The following is a 19,552-nucleotide window of genomic DNA, read 5'->3' as shown; positions in this document are numbered from 1 at the left end:
GCTTAAAAGCCGGACGGTGCGAAAGAAAGAGGAGGATGCGAACATGTCACGCGCGATATGGAAAGGCGCCATCACGTTCGGGCTCGTGTATGTGCCGGTCGAAGTGTTCCCGGCTACGCAGAGCGAGCGTACCGGCTTCAATCTGCTCGACCGGCGCACGCTGGACCCGGTCGGCTACCAGCAGATCAACAAGCGCACGGGCAAGCGGATCCAGCACGACGATACGGTGCGCGGCTACGAATATGAAAAAGGCACGTACGTGGTGATGTCCGACGAGGAGATCAAGGCCGCGAGCCCCGAGTCGACGCAGACGGTCGACTTGCTAGCGTTCGTGGAGGCAGCGCAGGTCTCCTTTCTCTACCTCGACACGCCGTACTGGCTCGCCCCCGACAAGCGCGCGGCCAAGCCCTATGCGCTCTTGCGCGACGCGCTCGCGGCGAGCGGCAAGATCGGCATCGCAACCGTCGTGCTGCACAGCCGGCAGCATCTCGCGGCGCTCGTGGCGGCGGGCCCCGCGCTTGCGCTGCAAACGCTGCGGTGGGCCACCGAGGTGCGCGAGTTCGATGCGGTGAAGCGCCTGCCCGGAAGTGCAAAAGCCGCGGGCGTGAGCACACATGAGTTGCAAATGGCGCGCAAGCTCATCGACGAGATGAGCACGGACTGGGATCCCGAAACGTATCGCGACACCTACCGCGACGCGATTCTCGAACTGGCCGGGCGCAAGTCGCGCGAAGGGAAGGCGCACGAACTCATGCACGTCGAGGCACCAGCGCTCGAACGGCGCAGCGCGGAGATCGTCGACCTTTCCGGGCTGCTCAGGCGCAGTCTCGGCAAACGCGGCGAGAGCGGCGCGAGTGCGCCGCCTGGGAAGGCGGCGCCGAAACGCGGACGGCGCGCGGCGTGATGAGCGCGAGCGCGACTCGCAGAGAGAGGAACAAGGGGCGAACGATGAAGCACAAGCTCGAAGTGTACGAACAGAAGCGCCGTTTCGACGAAACGCCGGAGCCGCGCGGCAGGGCCGCCCGCCACAGCGCACGGGCCCGAGACGGTGAAGGGTCGTTCGTGATCCAGCGTCACGACGCGCGGCGGCTGCATTACGACTTTCGCCTCGAACTGGATGGCACGCTCAAATCATGGGCCATTCCCAAGGGCCCGAGCCTTGACCCGACGGTGAAACGGCTCGCCGTGCATGTGGAGGATCATCCGCTCGAATATGGCTCGTTCGAAGGGCGCATTCCGGAAGGCAGCTACGGCGCTGGCACGGTGGCGATCTGGGACCACGGCGTATGGCGCCCCGAGGGCGGCTTGCGCGGCGCGCGCGAAGGCTATGCGCAAGGCAAACTCAAGTTCACACTGGAGGGCGAGCGGCTGCACGGCGGCTGGACGCTCGTGCGCAGCCCCATGCACGATGGCAAACAGGAGAGCTGGCTGCTCATCAAGCAGCGCGACGACGCCGCCGCGTCCGAAGATGAAGTCCACATAGTCGAGGACGAACCAGCCGCGTCGAAAGTGTCGAAAACACCGAAAGCGTCGAAAAAGCGCACCCGGTCGGGCAACGGGGCTGCGAAGCAGGGCGCGGCGACCGCACTGGAAGGCGCGGTGCGCGCGCCGCTGCCGGACACGCTTGCCCCTGAACTCGCGACGCCCGCCGACGCCCCTCCGAGCGGCGACACCTGGCTCTACGAAATGAAGTTCGACGGCTACCGCGTGCTGGCACGCATCGACCGGCGCGCGCGCGGCAAGGGCGATGTGCGCATCTTCACGCGCACCGGCAACGACTGGACCGCGAAGTTCCCGCGCCAGGTGGAAGCGCTGCGCGCGCTCAACGTCGAATCGGCGTGGCTGGACGGCGAGGCCGTGGTGCTCGACGCAGCCGGCGTGCCCAATTTCCAGGCGCTGCAGAATGCGTTCGATGCGGGCCGCGCCGGCGACATCACGTTCTGGCTCTTCGATCTGCCCTGGCTCGACGGCGAGGATTTACGCGGTGTGGCGCTCGAGGCGCGGCGCGGCAAGCTCTCTGAGCTGCTTGCCCATAAGCCAGACGAGGCGCTGCGCTTTTCGGAGGCCTTCGAGGGCGAGCCGCAGGCACTCCTCGCGGCCGCCTGCGAGGCGAATCTCGAAGGACTCGTCGCCAAACGGCGCGACAGCCGTTACACGTCCACGCGCAGCGCCGCGTGGCTCAAGCTGCGCTGCTCACGGCGCCAGGAATTCGTGATCGGCGGCTTTACGGAACCGAAGGGCAGCCGCGAAGGGTTCGGCGCGCTGCTGATCGGCGTATATGGCGACGATGGCGCGCTGCAATATGCCGGCAAGGTGGGAACGGGTTTCGACGCAGCGCGGCTCGACGCGATTGCGGGCGAGCTGCGTGCGCGCGAGCGCCAAACGTCGCCGTTCGCTGCGGTGCCGGCGGCCGAGCGTCGCGCGGGCGTGCACTGGGTGCGGCCCGAACTCGTGGCGGAAGTGCGCTTCAAGACCTGGACGAGCGCGGGCGTGGTGCGCCAGGCGTCGTTCGTCGGGCTGCGCGCGGACAAGCCCGCGAAGGACATCGTGCGCGAAGCGCAATCGCCGCCCGTGCAAGCGGGGGCGAACCAGCGTGAAAAAAAGGTGGAAAAACAGGCTTCGGCGAGCGCGCCAAAGAGGGCGAGCCGCACGCGCCGCGCCGCGCATGACGAAGCCGAGGTCGCCGGCGTGCGCATCACGCATCCCGAACGCGTAATCGACGCGCAAAGCGGACTGCGCAAGATCGATCTCGTTCAGTACTTCGAAGAGATCTCCACATGGCTGCTGCCGCACGTGCAGGGGCGGCCCGTGGCCCTCGCGCGCGCGCCCAAGGGCGTGGGCGGCGAGCTTTTCTTCCAGAAGCACGCCAACGCGCTGCAGATTCCCCATGCCACGCAGCACGCCGACCTCGATCCGGGCCATGCGCCGCTGCTCACGCTCGATTCCCCCGTGGCGCTGGTCGGCGCCGCGCAGATGGACACGATCGAATTGCACACCTGGAATGCGCTGGCGTCGAGCATCGAAAAGCCCGACCGCATCGTCTTCGACCTGGACCCCGATCCCTCGCTCGCATGGGAGCGCATGCTCGAGGCTGCGCAGCTAACGCGCGAACTGCTCGACGCGCTGGGCCTGCGGGCGTGGTGCAAGACGAGCGGCGGCCGGGGCCTGCACCTGGTGGTGCCGCTCACGCGCCATGCCGGCTGGGAGGAGGCGAAGGACTTCGCGCGCGCGGTGGCGAACCACATGGCGGCGACGCTGCCCGAGCGCTTCAGCGCCAAGATGGGGGCACAAAACCGCAAGGGACGCATCTTCGTGGACTATCTGCGCAACAGCCGCGGCGCGAGCACGGCCGCGGCTTATGCGCCGCGGGCGCGGCCCGGTCTCGGCGTCTCGGTGCCCGTGGACTGGGACGAACTTCATACGCTCACTGGCGGCGACCAGTGGAACGTCGCGAACGTGCGCGAGCGGCTCGAAGCGCTGCGCGCCGATCCGTGGAGCGGCTACGAAAAGGCGCGCCAACGGATTACGGCCGCTATGTGGAAACAACTCGGCGCGAAGTGAAAGCTTATCGTCAGATGCCAACCAGCCCGCCGGCTCGTCGCCTCGGTCGGCTTCGCAGGCGGTGTCGATTTTGCAGCCCAATTGTCCTTTTTTACCCGCAATTGTCCTGAGACAATTATTTTCCGCCCCGTTTCTGAGCGACCATGAACGCTTACCGAGGAGCGGATGGAGATGGCGTGGGCGACGATTTCGGGCGAGTGGCGTGACGCGGTCGGGGCCGCCCACGGCGCGGAGTCCAAATACAAACGGCTGGTCAAGGCGATTGCACAGGACATCGAGCGTGGCGCGCTCGTTTCCGGCGTGCGCCTCGCTCCGCAGCGCGAGGTGGCGGCGGAACTGGGCGTGAGCGTGCAGACGGTCACCAATGCCTACAAGGAACTCGAAAGACAGGGCCTGATTCGCTGCGAGGTGGGGCGCGGCAGCTTCGTCGCCGCGCGCGTGACCGAGTCTATGTCGAACTATATTCTCGACACGGCCGAGCGCGAGATCGTGGACTTTTCGATTGCGCGCATCGTCCACACGCCGCAGCACGACGCCGCGTGGCGCGAAGTGTGCGCGACGCTCGCCACGCTGGACGATCAGCCCTGGATTCGCTCGTTTCGCCCCATCGCGGGCTTCGAGCATCATCGCCAGGCGGGCGCGGCGTGGCTCGCCTCGCTCAACATGCCGGTCGGACCCGAATCGCTCCTCATCACCAATGGCGCGGCGCACGGCATTTTCCTCGCGCTCGCGTCTACGGTGGGCCCCGGCGACACCGTGCTCTGCGAGAGCCTCACGGATCACGGCGTGATCGGCTCGGCAAACGTGCTGGGCTTCACGCTCAAGGGGCTCGAAATCGATGAATACGGCATCCGTCCCGAGCATTTCGAGGAGATGTGCGACAGCGAGCGCGTGAGTGCGCTCGTGTGCACGCCGACCTTCAACAATCCCACCATGTCCGTCCTGCCCGATTCGCGCCGTCGCGCGATTGCGCGCATTGCGCAGCGCTACGGCGTGTACGTGATCGAGGACGATGTGTATGGCGCGCTGCCCGCGAAAGCCAATACGCCTGTCGCGAGCCTGATTCCCGAGCTGGCGTTCTATTGCACGAGCATGACCAAATCGGTGCTCACCGGACTGCGCACGGGCTATCTCGCCATGCCGCGCCGCCTTGCGCTGCGCGTGGAAAGCGTCCTGCGCGTGAGCAGTTGGATGGCGACCTCGCCGATCGCGGAAATCGCCACGCGCTGGATCATGGACGGCACCGCGCGGCGCCTCGTGGAACTGCAGCGCGAGCGGCTCGCCGCGCGCCAGGCAATGGTGCGCGAGGCGTTGGGCGACTATGTGCTCGGCGCGCATCCCAACGCGCTTTCCGCCTGGCTGCGTGTGCCCGACTACTGGCAGGCGGACCGCCTGGTGCGCGAATTGCGCAATCGCCAGATTGCGGTGACCTCGCCGGACCCATTTCTCGTGGGCGGCACCCAGCGTCCCAATGCTGTGCGCATCAGCCTTGGCGCGGAAGCGTCGGACACCGCATGCCGCAACGCGCTGCAGACGATGGCGGGCGTATTCGAGCAGTATCCGCACGTGCACGACTTCAGCTAGTCGACTTCGCTCGCTGCGCTGGCGCGCGGATTGTACCAGGACATTAGAAAGCACGTTTTGGCTCATTAGACTGGATTGCACAGATTCACTGGAAGGAACGTGCATTTCATGTCGTCGCTTTCGTTTTCGTCACTCTCAATCTCGCTTGCCGATGTCTACCGGGCGCGCCAGCGCCTCGAGGGCCGCGTAGCGCACACTCCGCTCGTGGCGTCCCCCACCTTGTCGGCGCGCGTGGGCGCGCGGGTCTACTTCAAGCTCGAAACCGTGCAGCCCACGGGCAGCTTCAAGTTGCGCGGCGCGACCAACGCGGTCGCGCATCTCGCCGAGTCGGGCGTGAAGCGCGTCGTCACCGCGTCTACCGGCAATCATGGCCGTGCGCTCGCATATGCGGCCCACGCGCTCGGCATGGAGTCGGCCGTGTGCATGTCGTCGCTCGTGCCGCCCAACAAGGTCGAGGCCGTGGCTGCGCTGGGCGCGCGCGTAGTGATCGCGGGCAAGAGTCAGGACGAAGCGCAGATCGAAGCGCAGCGCCTCATGCGCGAAGAGGGCTATGCGTTCGTGCCGCCGTTCGACGACCTGCACGTGATTGCCGGACAGGCCACCATCGGCCTCGAAATTCTCGAAGCGCTGCCCGACACCGCGACCCTCGTGGTGCCGCTTTCGGGCGGCGGACTCTTTAGCGGCGTGGCGTTCGCGGCGAAGCAGATTCGGCCGGACGTGCACGCCATCGGCGTTTCGATGGCGCGCGGCGCGGCCATGCATGCGAGCCTCGCGGCGGGCCATCCCGTCGACGTTGAGGAAAGCGAAACATTGGCCGATTCGCTGGGTGGCGGCATTGGTCTCGACAATCGCCACACCTTTGCGCTGACGCGCGCGCTGGCCGACGAAGTCATCTTGCTCGGCGAGCCCTCGATCGCGCGCGGCGTGGCCCATGCGTACCGCGAAGAGCGTCTCGTGGTGGAAGGCGCGGGCGCCGTGGGCATGGCGGCGTTGCTCGACGGGCACATCGAGCGCAGCAAAGGCCCGCTCGTGATCGTCGTGAGCGGCGCGAACATCGACATGACGGTGCACCGCCGTCTCGTGACGGAGGTTTGAAATGCATCCTGAGTCGTTACCTGAGTTGCCACCTGTCACGTTGCTGGGCGCCGAGCAATTGCGCGAACTGGTCCCGCTCGATCTTGCGGCCGTCGATCAGGTCGAATCCGCATTCGTTGCGCTCGCAACCGAGGCTGTCGTCATGCCGCCTATTCTCAACCTCGCGCTGCCCGAGCGGCATGGCGAGGTCGATGTGAAGACGGCGCATCTGCCGCGCTTCGAACAGTTCGCCATCAAGGTCAGCCCCGGCTTTTTCGACAATCCCTCGCTCGGCCTGCCGAGCCTGAACGGGCTGATGCTAGTGCTTTCGGCGCGCACAGGTCTCACCGAAGCGGTGCTGCTCGACAACGGCTATCTGACTGCCGTGCGCACCGCGGCGGCGGGGGCCGTGGCTGCGCGCTGGCTGGCGCGACCCGACGCGCGCCATGCGGCGATCATCGGCGCGGGCGAGCAGGCGCGCCTGCAACTCGATGCGCTCATGCTGGTGCGCAAGATTGACAGCGTGAGCGTTTGGGCCCGCGATGCGGCGCGCGCTTCCGCTTTCGCCGCCGACACCGAACGCCGCCACGGCGTACGCGTGCGCGTTGCCGCTTCGGTGCACGACGCGCTCGCGCAGGCCGACGTCGCCGTGACGACCACACCCAGCCGCACACCGCTCGTTCACGCGGCGGACCTGCCCGCCGGTTTGCACCTCACGGCCATGGGCTCCGACGCCGAGTACAAGAACGAACTCGCGCCCTCGGTGTTCGAATCGGCCCGCTATGTCTGCGACCGCTTGCAGCAAACACGCGTGCTCGGCGAACTGAGGCACGCGATCGAAGCGCACAAGGTCGCGCCCGATAACGGCTTCGCGGAGCTGGGCGAAGTGATCGCGGGCCGCCGCGAGGGCCGCGTAAGTGCCAACGACATCACGATCTGCGACCTCACCGGCACTGGGGCGCAGGACACCGCCATTGCCGTTCTCGCCTTGCAGCGCGCCCGCGCGACCGGTGCGGGCGCGGTGTTTCACAACGCAGTCATGCCTTGAGAGGGAAAGATGTCCGCAGCAACTGAAAAGAGTGAGGTGGCGCCGCGCCTCGTGTTCGCACGCAGCGAATACGACGCGCGCATTGCGAAGACGCGCCGCGCAATGCAGGACGAAGGCATCGATCTGCTGATCGTCACGGACCCGACCAACATGAACTGGTTGACCGGCTACGACGGCTGGTCGTTCTATGTCCATCAATGCGTGCTGCTGACCATGGACGGCGAACCCGTCTGGTTCGGCCGCGGCCAGGACGCGAACGGCGCGAAGCGCACGGCGTTCATGTCGCACGGAAATATCATTGGCTATCCTGATCATTACGTTCAGTCGCCCGTGCGTCACCCCATGGACTATCTGAGTACGGAAGTCATCGCCGCGCGCGGCTGGGACACGCTGCGCATCGGCGTGGAGATGGACAACTACTATTTCAGCGCGGCGGCCTACGCGTCGCTCCAGCGTCATTTGCCCAAGGCGCGCTGGGTGAACGCCACCGCGCTCGTGAACTGGCAGCGCGCGGTGAAGTCGCCGCGCGAGATCGAGTATATGCGCGTGGCGGCGCGCATCGTCGAGAAGATGCACGCGCGCATTCTCGACGTGGTCGAGCCGGGCATGAGGAAGTGCGACCTCGTTGCGCAGATCTACGAAGCGGGCATTACGGGCGTGGAAGGCCACGGCGGCGACTATCCGGCCATCGTGCCGCTCCTGCCCACCGGCGCCGATGCCGCCGCCCCACACCTCACGTGGGACGACTCGGCATTCACGGCGAATGCGGGCACTTTCTTCGAGATCGCGGGCTGCTACCACCGCTATCACTGCCCGCAGTCGCGCACGGTCTATCTCGGCAAGCCGCCAAAGCACTTTCTCGATGCGGAGAAGGCCGTGGTGGAAGGCATCGAGGCCGGCCTCGCCGCCGCGAAGCCCGGCAACGTTTGCGAAGACATCGCCAATGCGTTTTTTGCGGTGCTGCGCAAATCGGGCATCGAGAAGAACAGCCGCTGCGGCTACCCCATCGGCGCGAGCTTTCCGCCCGACTGGGGCGAGCGCACCATGAGCCTGCGTCCGGGCGAGCGCACGGTGCTCGAACCCGGCATGACGTTTCACTTCATGCCGGGGTTGTGGCTCGACGACTGGGGCCTCGAGATCACCGAAAGCATCCTGATTACCGACACCGGCGTCGAAACGTTCTGCACCACGCCGCGCAAACTGTTCGTGAAGGAGTAGGGCCGATGCGTGCGTCACCGATTACGCCGACCGTCGATTACGACGCCAATGGCGTGCAACACGGCTTTTTGAGGCTGCCCTATTCGCGCGACGATTCCGCGTGGGGCGCGATCATGATTCCGCTCACCGTGGTCAAGCACGGCGAGGGGCCGACGGTGTTGCTCACGGGCGGCAATCACGGCGACGAATACGAAGGCCCAATCGCACTCGCCAAGCTGGCGGGCACGCTGCAAGCCTCGGACGTGAATGGCCGCGTGATCATCGTGCCGTATATGAACTACCCTGCGTTTCGTGCGGGCACGCGCACCTCGCCTATCGATGCGGGCAATCTGAACCGCAGCTTTCCCGGGCGCCCCGAGGGCAGCGTGACCGAAAAGATCGCCGATTACTTTCAACGCGAGTTGCTTGCGCGCGCCGATTACGTGCTCGATATTCATGCGGGCGGGCGCACGCTCGACTTCGTGCCGTTCGCGGCGATTCATGTGCTGCCCGATGGCGATCAGCAGGCGCGTTGCGAGCGTGCGATGCGTGCGTTCGGCGCGCCATACTCGATGCGCATGCTGGAACTCGATAGCGTGGGCCTGTTCGACAGCGCCGTGGAGGAAGCGGGCAAGGTCTTTGTCTCGACCGAACTGGGTGGCGGCGGCACTTCCACCGCCCAAAGCGTGGCGATTGCGGATCGCGGCGTACGCGGTTTTCTTGCGCACGCCGGCGTCATCGAGCGCAAGGCCAGCGAGCGCAGCGTGGGCCCGCGCACGACCACCTTGCTCGACATGCCCGACGGCAACTGCTACACCACGAGCGAGCATCGCGGCATGCTCGAGATGTGCCGCGATCTCGGCGATACCGTCGAGGCGGGCGAGGTGCTCGCGCGCGTGCACGACATCGACCGCACCGGCGCACGCGCCATGGAATATCGCGCGCAATGCGGAGGGCTGCTAGCTGCGCGCCATTTCCCCGGACTCGTGCAGGCGGGCGACACTGTGGCCGTGGTGGCCGACGTCGTCGAACGCAACCTGCCCGTGGCGGCATGAGCGCGCCGTGATCAAGCTCGACCGTTACGATCTGGCTATCCTGCGCATCCTCGAGCGCGATGGCCGCATCACGAAATCGAAGCTCGCGGAAGAGGTCAATCTTTCTATTTCGCCGGCCTGGGAACGCGTGCGCAAGCTCGAGGAAAGCGGCGTGATACGCGGCTATCACGCCGAGGTGGACTGGGTCGGCGCGATGCGCGGCAGCCGTATCGTCGTGGAAGTGACGCTGTCGCGCCATACCGCGCCCGACATGCGGCGCTTCGAAGAACGCCTGAGCGCGGCCGAAGAAGTCATGCAGTGCTATGCCACGGGCGGCGGGGTGGACTACGTGCTGCACGTGATGGCGCGCGACATCGACCATTACCAGCGCTTTATCGACGCGCTGCTGATGGAGGATCTCGGGATCGAGCGCTACTTCACCTACATCGTGACGAAGTTGGTGAAATGCGCCCCCACCCACGCGCCCGCGTGGGCCCTGGAGAGCGCGTGAATTTTTCGCGCCCGCGCGCGGCGGTTCCGAAAAAAGCGCAAGTGCGCGGGGCCGAAAACCAAAAAATTCGCGATGCTGTTGGCCCCAGAATGGACTGCATATCGACAGACCTGACAAGGAGTAGACGAGATGCTGCCAGGACACCCCATTCTGTTCAAATCCCTGTGCTACGTGGACGGCCGCTGGGTGCATAGCGACAGCGCGGCCACCACGGCCGTGCAGAACCCTGCGGACCAGTCGGTGATCGGCCATGTGCCCATGCTCGTTCGCGCACAGATCACCGGTGCAGTCGACGCCGCGCAGCGCGCCTTCGAATCGTGGCGCTGGGTTTCGCAAACGCAGCGCAGCGCGGCGCTCCTGCGCTGGCACGAGCGGATCGTGCGGCACCAGGAGGACCTTGCGGCGCTGCTCTCGCTGGAGCAGGGCAAGCCGCTTGCGGAATCGCGCGGCGAAATCCGCTATGCGGCGAGCTTTGTCGAATGGTATGCGCACGAGGCGAAACGCCTGGCAGGCCGTACGATTCCCACGCACATCGACGGCTCACATCTGGGCACGGTGATGGAGCCAGTGGGTGTCGCGGCGCTCATCACGCCATGGAATTTCCCGGTGGCGATGATCACGCGCAAGGCCGCCGCCGCGCTCGCTGCCGGCTGCACCGTCGTCGTCAAACCGGCGCACGAAACGCCGTATTCGGCGCTCGCTTTGGCGCAACTCGCGGAGGAAGCAGGCTTTCCGGCGGGCGTCTACAACGTGGTGCTCGGCGAGCCGCAAATGGCGATGGAAACGCTGGTGAGCGACACGCGCGTGCGTGCCGTGAGTTTCACGGGATCGACGCGAGTGGGCTCGCTCGTCACGCAGGCGGCGGCGCGCGCGGGAATCAAGAAGGTCGCACTGGAACTGGGCGGCAACGCGCCGTTCATCGTCGCGGAAGACGCCGATCTCGAGCAGTCCGTAAGGATCGCCGTGGGCGCGAAGTTCCAGACCTCGGGCCAGGACTGCTGCGCGGCGAATCGCATTTTTGTGGCGCGCCCGCTGTACGAAGCGTTCGTCGAGCGCTATGCGGGTGCGGTGCGCGCGCTCAAGACCGGCCCCGCGTTCGAAAAAGACGTAGACGTGGGCCCGCTCATGCACCAGGCCGCGTTCGACAGCACGATCGCGCGCGTGGCCGATGCGCGCGAGAAGGGCGCGCGCATCGTGGCGGGCGGCCAGCCGCATGCGCTGGGCGGCTGGTACTACGAGCCCACTGTGATCGCGGATGCCGCGCCCGGCATGCGCGTGTACGACGAGGAAAACTTCGCGCCCATCTCGGCGGTCTGCGCGTTCGACACGCTCGACGAAGTAATCGCCAAGGCGAACGACACGGAATACGGCCTCGCGGCCTACGTGTGCGCGACGCGCATGGACACGATCTTCCAGTTGGTGCGGCGGCTCGACTTCGCGATGGTCTCGGTGAACGGCGTGAAGTTCACGGGCGCACCCATTCCATTCGGCGGCATGAAGGCCTCGGGCCTGGGCCGAGAAGGGGGCGCGGAGGGCTTCGAGCCCTTCGTGGAAACCAAATATTTTTGTCTTGGCAATCTCGGCCTGCCGCTCGCGGCCATGGCCTGAACCGGAATCAGGAGGACAACATGACTCAACGTATCGACGCACTCTTCGAGCAGGACCGCGCGCACTTCATGCACCCGTCCACGCACGCCTACGACCACGAGAGCGGCGCGCTGCCGGGCAAGATCGTGCGCGGCGGCAAGGGCATCCGCATCGAGGATCACGAGGGCAAGCAGTATATCGACGCCTTCGCAGGCCTCTACTGCGTGAACATCGGCTATGGCCGCACCGAAGTCGCCGACGCCATGTATGAGCAGGCGAAGCAGCTCGCGTACTACCACACCTATGTGGGCCATTCGTCGGATGCGATCATCGAGCTGTCGTCGCGCATCATCGACTGGGCGCCTGCCGGCATGAAGAAGGTGTATTACGGCATGTCCGGTTCGGATGCGAACGAAACGCAGGTCAAGATCGTCTGGTACTACAACAACGTGCTGGGCCGCCCGAACAAGAAGAAGATCATCTCGCGCGACCGCGGCTATCACGGCTCGGGTATCGTCACGGGCAGCCTCACCGGCCTGCCGAGCTTCCATCAGCATTTCGATCTGCCAATCGATCGCGTGAAGCATACGGTCTGCCCGCACTGGTATCGCAAGGCGCCCGCAGGCATGAACGAGGCGCAGTTCGTCGCGTACTGCGTGGAAGAGCTCGAAAAGCTGATCGCGCGCGAAGGCGCGGACACGGTCGCCGCGTTCATCGCCGAGCCGGTGATGGGCACGGGCGGCATCATCGAGCCGCCCAAAGGCTACTGGCCGGCCATCCAGGCGGTGCTGCGCAAGCACGACATCCTGCTGATCTCGGACGAGGTCGTGTGCGGCTTCGGGCGTCTGGGCTCGAAGATGGGCGCGCAGCACTTCGGTATCGAACCGGATCTCATCACGGTCGCGAAGGGCCTCACGAGCGCATATGCGCCGCTTTCCGGCGTGATCGTGGGCGAGAAGGTCTGGGACGTGATCGCGCGCGGCTCGCAGGAGCACGGGCCGATGGGCCACGGCTGGACCTATTCGGGGCACCCGGTTTGTGCCGCCGCGGCGCTTGCCAATCTGGCGATCCTCGAGCGTGAAAAGCTCGTGGAGAACGCCGGGCAGGTCGGTTCGTACTTCGGCGCGAAGCTGCGCGAGGCGTTCGGCGCGCATCCGCTGGTGGGCGAGGTGCGCAGCGTGGGCATGCTGGCGGCGCTGGAATTCATGGCCGACAAGGAAGCGCGCAGGCCGTTCGATCCGGCGCTGAAGATCGGGCCGAAGGTTTCGGCCGCGGCGCTGCAGCACGGCGTGATCGCACGCGCCATGCCGCATGGCGACATCCTGGGCTTTGCGCCGCCGCTCGTCATGACGCGCGCCGAAGCCGACGAGATCGTCGGGATCGTCAGGCAGGCCGTGGACGAGGTGGCCGAGCGCACTCTGGTGGCGGGGTAAGCCGCGAGGCGCGCGTCAACCGTTGACCATTCAATGCAACTATCCGCCGTACGGCAGTACGGCGGCTTTTTTTTTCTCGCTAGGGTTGCGCAGGTGTTGCTTTACGGCCTCTTGCGCTTGCGCAAGAAGCCGAAAAACCGTTGCCTGACAAGGCTCAATGGCCCGCGGTTCTAGTGCGCGGCATTTTGCCACCACATTGACGCACGCGCATGGTGTGACAATGCGTCGAAATCTTAAAAAATGTTAAAGAAGGAGTCGTTCGATGCTCTCACCCGTCGCAGGATCGGCTTTCGTCGTGCGCCAAAGCAGCCGCGCTCCTCTCACCGGAACGCCGCCCGGCGCACGCTGTTCGGGATGCGCCATGCGCCATCTTTGCATGCCGCAAGGTCTGCCTGCGGAAGACCTGCCGAAGCTCGAGGCGCTGATCTGCGGGGCGCGCAAGGTGCGCCGCGGCGAGGCGCTGTATCGCTCGGGCGACCGCTTCGACAGCCTGTACGCCGTGCGCTCCGGCTCGCTCAAGACGCTGATCGTCAACCGCGACGGCCGCGAGCAGATCACCGGGCTGCGTCTCGCGGGCGACGCGCTGGGGCTCGACGGCATCGCCACGGACGTGCACGCGTTCAGCGCCGTTGCGCTCGAAGACAGTTCGATTTGCACGCTTCCCTACGGCGCGCTCAAGGGCTTGTGCCGCGAAAGCGGCACGATGCAGGACCGGCTGCACCGGCTCATGGGCGACCAGTTCAACCAGGAAGCCTCGCAGATGATGGTGCTGGGCTCGCTCACCGCCGAAGAACGCGTGGCCGCCTTCCTGCTCGATGTGTCGTCGCGCAACTGGCAGCGTGGTTATTCGCAGGCGGAGTTCCGTCTGCGCATGTCGCGCGAGGACATGGGCAGCTACCTGGGCATCACGCTCGAAACCGTAAGCCGGATCTTGTCACGCTTCCAGAAGCGCGGCCTCATCGACGCGCAGGGCAAGCTGATCCGCATCTGCGATATCGAGGGCTTGCAGACGGTTTGAGCGGGCCGCTGACGCGGCAGCCATCATAGAGTTTCCGATGACTGCCGCAGCCAGCCACTCCTTACTTCTCGTCGAGATCCAGCCCCGGCAGGCGATGCGTGCCTTCGAGCTGAACCGCGTGCAGCAGATGCGGATCGAGGTCGAGCGCGCTCAGGATCGTCGGTGCGACCTGGGTCGTGAAGACGTAGTGGTCGTCCGTACGGCCCGCGTGGCGAATGCCGGGGAACGACACGACGAGACCGAGGTGGCTGTCGTCGGGCGCGTTGCCGCCATGCTCTTCATCCTTTGCCGTGCTCGACGTGTAGATCACGCCCGGGTTCGGCTGCACGATGATGTCCGGCGTGCGGCCGTTCGACGGATTGCCGAACCAGTCCGCGAGGCGGTCGCCGGTGAGGATGTACGCCTGCGGGCCGTCCGCGCAAATGCCCGGCGCGTTACAGCTCAGGTTCGCCTGCAGCGTCTTCACCACGGCGTCCTTCTGGCTCTGGTCTCGCAGCCAGATCAGGCCCACGTCGTCGGTCTGCACCATGCCGGTGCCCGGGAGGCCCGAGCCGTCGTTCAGGTTGCCCGTCTTCGTGTTGTTCTGGCCGAAGTTGCCGTTCGGGTCCAGATAGTTGTTGGCCTCGAGCAGCTTCGTGAGCGTGTCGCCGTTCTTCACCAGCTTCGAGTGATCGGTCGGCGACTGGCCGTGCTTGGCCGTCACGATGATGAGCGTCGACGAGTACAGGTTGCGCTGCTTCAGTTCCTGCACCACGCGGCCGAGCGAGTTGTCCAGATATGTGATGGCCGCGGCGACCTGCGGGCCGGGCGTGAAGTCGGCGTCGAGATAGCCGCCTTGTTTCGCCACCGGCGACTTCTGCGCGACGCTAAGCGTCTGGAAGTTCGTGCCGAACATCGTGGGCACCGGCGCGCTCGTCTTGCCCGTCGAGTCGAGGCCGTCGATCTCGTTGATCAGCGCCTGCACGTGGATGTTGTCGAAGACTTCGGTATGCGTGTAGGTGTCCAGATAATACGTGCCCGTCTTCGGATCGATCGAGTTGATCTCGGTGCGCGCCAGATCGTCCACGCCCTTGCCCGAAGGACCGTTGACCCAGTCGTAGCCCCACGCATGCTTGTCGGCCCACGCGGTGCGCGCGCCGTGGATGTTCTGCTTGATGACTTCGAAGACAGTGTTCGTCTTGATGTAATTGTGCGGGTACACGGGCGTGCAAACGCCGTTGACCTTGGCGTAGGGAATGGCTTGCGGATTGAACGCGCCGCCGCCGTCGAGGTGGATCAGCGCGCCGCCGTTCTCTCCGTCGATGCCGGTCGTTTCATCGAACACGACGTTCCAGCCTTGCGGGCCCTTGCAGTGCGAATCGAGCGGTGCGTAGAGCGTACGGTCATACGACACGTCATAGAAGAGGCCAGCGCTCTTGGGCGATCCGCCCGTCACCAGCGCCGTGAGGCCCGGGAACGAGTCGGACAGATGCGGCGTATGGGCGTTCGTGTAGGTCACGCCCGACTTCGCGAGCACCGCGAGGTTGGGGCAGGCATTGCTGCCGATGCAACGAGCCACATCCTGCTCATGCAGGCCGTCGAAACTGATGAGCAGGACGTGCTTCACATCCTTCATGTCGCCTGCGTAAGCCGTTGTGTGCACACCCGCAAGTGCCATCGCACCCGCGCCAACGACTGCGCTTAACCGCGACCACCGGGTCGTATTCTCCATCGTTCACCTCGTTTTTTGCATCGCATTTGTGGGGACCTGCGCACAGCCCGAGCAATGTGGGGCTGGAAGGCGAATCTCTCGTGACGGCATGCTTTCATCTTGCCGTCAGTTGTTATCAGTTGTTGCAAGACGCGTTCGCAAGTGAGTGAGGTCAGGGTTTTCGCGGGTGTAAACTCTTGCATTCGAGTGTTTGCAGTGCTCGTTTGCTGTTCTCGTTCGCAGTTTTCATTAATAGTGAGTTCCATTCAGTCCATTCCAGCATCACATAATCGAATCCAAAGGGAACGTCATGGCAAAGGATGAAATCGTCTGGGGCATTCTGGGTACGTCGAAGATCAACGACAAGGTCGTCGTGCCCATGCACCACGCACCGAAGTGCCGCGTCAAAGCGATTGCTTCGCGTTCAGCGCAGAAGGCCCAGGCTGCCGCCGCGAAATATGGACTCGCGCACGCGTACGACAGTTACGAGGCGCTGCTGGCCGACCCGGAAATCGACGCGGTCTATATACCGTTGCCCAATCACCTTCACGTGGAGTGGACGATCAAGGCCGTCGAGGCGGGCAAGCACGTGCTATGCGAAAAGCCGGTCGGGCTCGATGCGCAACAGGCTCAGCGATTGATCGCCGCGCGCGACAAGAGCGGGCGGTATATCCAGGAAGCGTTCATGGTGCGCACGCATCCGCAGTGGTTGAAGGTGCGGGCGTTGATCGAAGAGGGCGCGATAGGCGAATTGCGGGCGGTAACGGGCGGCTTTACTTACTACAACACCAATGCGCAGGACATTCGCAACCATGGCGATATGGGCGGCGGCGGACTGCTGGACATCGGCTGTTATCCGATCACGACGTCGCGCCTCATTCTCGGGCGTGAGCCGAAACGCGTGGTCGCGTTGATGGAGCGCGACCCGTCGTTCGAAGTGGACCGGCTTGGCTCCGTGCTGATGGACTTCGACGGCGTGCAAGCGAGCTTCTTTTACTCCACCCAGATTCATCCTTACCAGCGTATGCAATTCCACGGCACGACCGGGCGCGTCGAGGTCGAGATTCCATTCAATGCACCGAATGACCGGCCGACGCGGCTGCTGTTGAGCAAGCAGCGAGAGGCCGATCGCTGGCTGGAACTGCCGGTATGCGATCAATACGGCGTGGCAGCGTCGGTTTTCGCCGAGGCGATTTTGAACGGCACGCCCCAGGCGATTGCGCTGGAAGACGCCTGCGCGAACATGCGCGTGATCGACGCCGTTTTCCGCTCGGCCCGCTCGGGCGCCTGGGAAAGCATCGCTTGACCTCGAAGCGCCGCGGGCGGGTTCAACGGTTGCTGGTCTGACCCGCTCCCGCCCTGCGGCTCTTCACGTGGTCGATGAACGCGCGCAGCTTGGGCATGATCTGGCGGCGGCTCGGATAGCAGAGAAATACGCCCGGCAGCATCGGCGCGCAGGCGTCGAGCACGCGCACGAGTTTGCCTGCTTTCACCGCGTCGGAAACCATCGGCTCGGGTAGCTGGGCGAGGCCTATGCCTTCGAGCGCCGCACCCATCATGGTCGGGAAATCGCTGGCGATCAGCGGGCCGGATACGGCGATCTCCATGGCGTGCCCGTGGTCGTCGAATGACCACGAAGCCAGCGCGCCGTTGGAGCGCCGCCAGCGCAGGCAGGCATGCTGGCGCAGATCGTCCGTGTGGCGGGGCCGTTTGTTGGCGGAAAAATAGGCAGGACTACCGACTACAACGAGGCGAAACGGTGGCGTCAGCGGCACTGCGACCATGTCGGCGGCAACGAGCTGACCGAGCCGGATGCCCGCGTCGAAGCCTTCCGCCGCGAGATCGACCACTTCCTTGCTCACGGCGATTTCCACCTCCACTTCTGGATAAGCCTGGCAGAACGAAGCGAGCAGCGGCTCCAGCAGCAGCGGGACGACCGCGCGCGGCACGGAGAGCCGCAACAAGCCCATAGGGCGCTGGCCGAGGTCGCGCGCGACTTCGCTCGCGGCGACCAGTTCCTCGAAGGCGGGCCTGGCGCGCGAGAGAAACCGTTCGCCGGCTTCGGTCAGGCCGACGCTGCGCGTGGTGCGCACGAACAGCGCCGCGCCGATGCGTTCTTCGAGCACACGCACCGCCTGGCTGATGGCCGAAGGCGTCACTCCAAGGTCCGCTGCCGCCTTGCGAAAGCTGCGGTGCCTGGCAACGCTCAGGAACGCCTCCACGCCATCGAGCGCACCCTGCCTGACTGTGAAGTTCTGCTTCATAGCGCATCAACATTGTGATGAATAGTCGCTCGCGGAAAACGATGGTACACCTAACGTGCCAGCCGATGACGCGCGCAAACCGCGTGGCGCGCAGGCACGATCCACTGCGAAGTCCGGCATTCATCTGGAGAACCGCTGATGAGCACGCCCGCCGTTTCCGTTGGCATCATCCCGCCGCGCCCGGCCTGGCGCAGCCTGCGCTGGATTGCGCCGCTCGCGTTGCTGTGGATTGCCGTGATGTACTGGCTGCCCGCGATTCCAGGCAGCGGTTTTCAAACCACGGCGCACCAGCTCGTCGCCCAGATGTTCATGGCGCTTGGATTGTGGCTCGGCCTCGAGCGCACCGTTCTGACGCTGAGCCAACGCCGTGCGACCTGGCTTGCGATTCTGATGGCGCATGCGCTTTGGTTTGCAGTCGTCTGGAGCGCGGCGATCCATGGCGTCTTTCGGCTGAGCGCCGTACCGCCGCCGTTGCCATGGCTGCCATTGGCGATATTCCTGCCGGTGTTGGTCGGCACGCCGCTATTGCTGCTATCGAAGCGGGTCGGGCAAGTGCTCGACGCGATGCCGGCGGCCTGGCTCATCGCGCTGCAGTTTTACCGCGTGTTCGGCAGTTGGGCGATCGCTGCGTGGCTGCATGGTGCGATGGCTGGCGTGGACGCGTTGCCGGCGGGCACCGGCGATCTGCTGACGGGCCTGTTCGCCGTACCGGCGGCCATCGCGGTGGCGAGCGGCACGGCGCAGGGGCGCAAGGCCGCCATCGCCTGGAACCTTTTCGGACTCGGCGATTTCGCCGTCGCCGTGACGCTGGGAATGATCACGGCGCCGGGCCGATTCCAGTTGATCGCGCCGGATCTGCCGAGCCTCAACGCGGGCACCTGGCCGTATGTACTGACGCCCGCTTTCGTCGTGCCCAGTTCGATCCTGTTGCATGCGCTTTCGCTGCGCCAGGTGTTCCGGCGTCGCGCCGCGTGAGTTCTCTTCATTTCAACCACACATCGCAACGCACCTTGCAGGAGGCAACATGTCACCGGAATCGATCTTTCGCTTGCACCTCGCGCTCGGGTATGTCGCGTGGCTGCTTTGTTTTACCGCGTACGTCTGGCCCCGGCTCAAGTCGATGGACCCATTCGACGCGCAACGCGCGATCGCCACGCTGCACAGCTTCCGCTTCTTTGGGCTGGTCTTCATGCTGCCGGGCGTCGTGAGCCCCGATCTGCCCGCGAGCTTTGCCGTGCCCACCGCTTATGGGGACCTTGCAACGGGTTCGCTGGCCATGCTGGCGCTACTCGCGGCGAGAAAGCGCCCGGTGTTCTGGTTCTTCGTCGTGGCGTTCAATCTCGTGGGCGCGGTGGATCTGGCTTTCGCCTACTACCACGCAATCCAGGCCGGTGTGCCAGTACACGCGGGAATATTGGGCGCGACGTACGTGATTCCCGTGATCGTCGTGCCGCTGCTGGCGATTACGCATGGCGCGGCCTTTTATTTGCTGCTGCGTCCGCAGGGCAAGGCTGCCCGGGTGCTCCCTAACGCTTCGCGCACCTGAGAGGC

Annotated in this window: 16 protein-coding genes; 14 read left to right on the top strand and 2 right to left on the bottom strand. The window is 65.3% G+C overall.

Features of this window, described 5'->3' with window-relative positions:
- Positions 1 to 43: 43 nt before the first annotated feature.
- The 11 genes from M3I53_RS09775 to M3I53_RS09725 all read left to right on the top strand — a co-directional run bounded on the left by M3I53_RS09775 (position 44) and on the right by M3I53_RS09725 (position 14,047).
- Complete coding sequence (locus M3I53_RS09775) at positions 44 to 904, top strand: Ku protein (protein WP_309249501.1); 861 nt, start codon at positions 44 to 46, stop codon at positions 902 to 904.
- Between the two features lie 44 nt (positions 905 to 948).
- The gene (ligD, locus tag M3I53_RS09770; RefSeq protein WP_254315749.1) at positions 949 to 3,561 is read left to right on the top strand and encodes a DNA ligase D; all 2,613 of its coding nucleotides are present in this window, start codon (positions 949 to 951) and stop codon (positions 3,559 to 3,561) included.
- Between the two features lie 171 nt (positions 3,562 to 3,732).
- On the top strand, positions 3,733 to 5,145 hold the full coding sequence (locus M3I53_RS09765; protein ID WP_254315968.1) for a PLP-dependent aminotransferase family protein: 1,413 nt from the start codon (positions 3,733 to 3,735) through the stop codon (positions 5,143 to 5,145).
- Positions 5,146 to 5,253: 108 nt separating this feature from the next.
- Positions 5,254 to 6,240 carry a hydroxyectoine utilization dehydratase EutB gene (gene eutB, locus M3I53_RS09760; protein ID WP_254315748.1) on the top strand — a complete coding sequence of 329 codons (987 nt, stop codon included), beginning with the start codon at positions 5,254 to 5,256 and terminating at the stop codon, positions 6,238 to 6,240.
- Position 6,241: 1 nt separating this feature from the next.
- The gene (locus M3I53_RS09755; protein ID WP_254315747.1) at positions 6,242 to 7,267 is read left to right on the top strand and encodes a cyclodeaminase; all 1,026 of its coding nucleotides are present in this window, start codon (positions 6,242 to 6,244) and stop codon (positions 7,265 to 7,267) included.
- Positions 7,268 to 7,276: 9 nt separating this feature from the next.
- Positions 7,277 to 8,485, top strand: a complete 1,209-nt coding sequence (gene doeA / locus M3I53_RS09750; RefSeq protein ID WP_254315746.1) for an ectoine hydrolase DoeA — start codon at positions 7,277 to 7,279, stop codon at positions 8,483 to 8,485.
- Positions 8,486 to 8,490: 5 nt separating this feature from the next.
- Positions 8,491 to 9,519: a N(2)-acetyl-L-2,4-diaminobutanoate deacetylase DoeB gene (doeB, locus tag M3I53_RS09745; RefSeq protein WP_254315745.1), complete on the top strand. Its 1,029-nt coding sequence runs from the start codon at positions 8,491 to 8,493 to the stop codon at positions 9,517 to 9,519.
- Positions 9,520 to 9,526: 7 nt separating this feature from the next.
- A complete protein-coding gene (locus M3I53_RS09740) occupies positions 9,527 to 10,009 on the top strand; it encodes an Lrp/AsnC family transcriptional regulator (protein ID WP_254315744.1) in 483 nt (160 codons plus the stop codon).
- Between the two features lie 129 nt (positions 10,010 to 10,138).
- The gene (locus M3I53_RS09735; protein ID WP_254315743.1) at positions 10,139 to 11,617 is read left to right on the top strand and encodes an NAD-dependent succinate-semialdehyde dehydrogenase; all 1,479 of its coding nucleotides are present in this window, start codon (positions 10,139 to 10,141) and stop codon (positions 11,615 to 11,617) included.
- Between the two features lie 20 nt (positions 11,618 to 11,637).
- Positions 11,638 to 13,029 (top strand): aspartate aminotransferase family protein, encoded by a 1,392-nt coding sequence (locus tag M3I53_RS09730; protein ID WP_254315742.1) that lies wholly within the window; start codon positions 11,638 to 11,640, stop codon positions 13,027 to 13,029.
- A 262-nt stretch (positions 13,030 to 13,291) separates the two neighbouring features.
- Positions 13,292 to 14,047, top strand: coding sequence for a helix-turn-helix domain-containing protein (locus tag M3I53_RS09725; protein WP_375542489.1), 756 nt, complete (start codon positions 13,292 to 13,294; stop codon positions 14,045 to 14,047).
- A 61-nt stretch (positions 14,048 to 14,108) separates the two neighbouring features.
- Here M3I53_RS09725 and M3I53_RS09720 read toward each other — a convergent pair whose 3' ends face one another.
- Entirely contained in the window at positions 14,109 to 15,758 is a 1,650-nt protein-coding gene (locus M3I53_RS09720; RefSeq protein WP_254315740.1) for an alkaline phosphatase family protein, read from the bottom strand.
- Between the two features lie 289 nt (positions 15,759 to 16,047).
- Here M3I53_RS09720 and M3I53_RS09715 point away from each other — a divergent pair, with 289 nt between their 5' ends.
- Positions 16,048 to 17,043 carry a Gfo/Idh/MocA family protein gene (locus M3I53_RS09715; protein WP_254315739.1) on the top strand — a complete coding sequence of 332 codons (996 nt, stop codon included), beginning with the start codon at positions 16,048 to 16,050 and terminating at the stop codon, positions 17,041 to 17,043.
- A 22-nt stretch (positions 17,044 to 17,065) separates the two neighbouring features.
- On the opposite strand, the gene M3I53_RS09710 is transcribed toward M3I53_RS09715, so the two are convergent.
- A complete protein-coding gene (locus tag M3I53_RS09710) occupies positions 17,066 to 18,001 on the bottom strand; it encodes a LysR family transcriptional regulator (RefSeq protein WP_254315738.1) in 936 nt (311 codons plus the stop codon).
- 138 nt (positions 18,002 to 18,139) lie between these two features.
- On the opposite strand from M3I53_RS09710, the gene M3I53_RS09705 reads away from it, so the two are divergent.
- Positions 18,140 to 18,976, top strand: coding sequence for an MFS transporter (locus M3I53_RS09705; protein WP_254315737.1), 837 nt, complete (start codon positions 18,140 to 18,142; stop codon positions 18,974 to 18,976).
- A 49-nt stretch (positions 18,977 to 19,025) separates the two neighbouring features.
- Positions 19,026 to 19,547, top strand: a complete 522-nt coding sequence (locus tag M3I53_RS09700) for a hypothetical protein (protein WP_254315736.1) — start codon at positions 19,026 to 19,028, stop codon at positions 19,545 to 19,547.
- Positions 19,548 to 19,552: the final 5 nt, after the last annotated feature.

Source organism: Paraburkholderia sp. CNPSo 3272 (assembly GCF_024206495.1).
Classification (GTDB): Bacteria; Pseudomonadota; Gammaproteobacteria; order Burkholderiales; family Burkholderiaceae; genus Paraburkholderia.
This window is presented reverse-complemented; position numbering and strand designations above follow the sequence as displayed.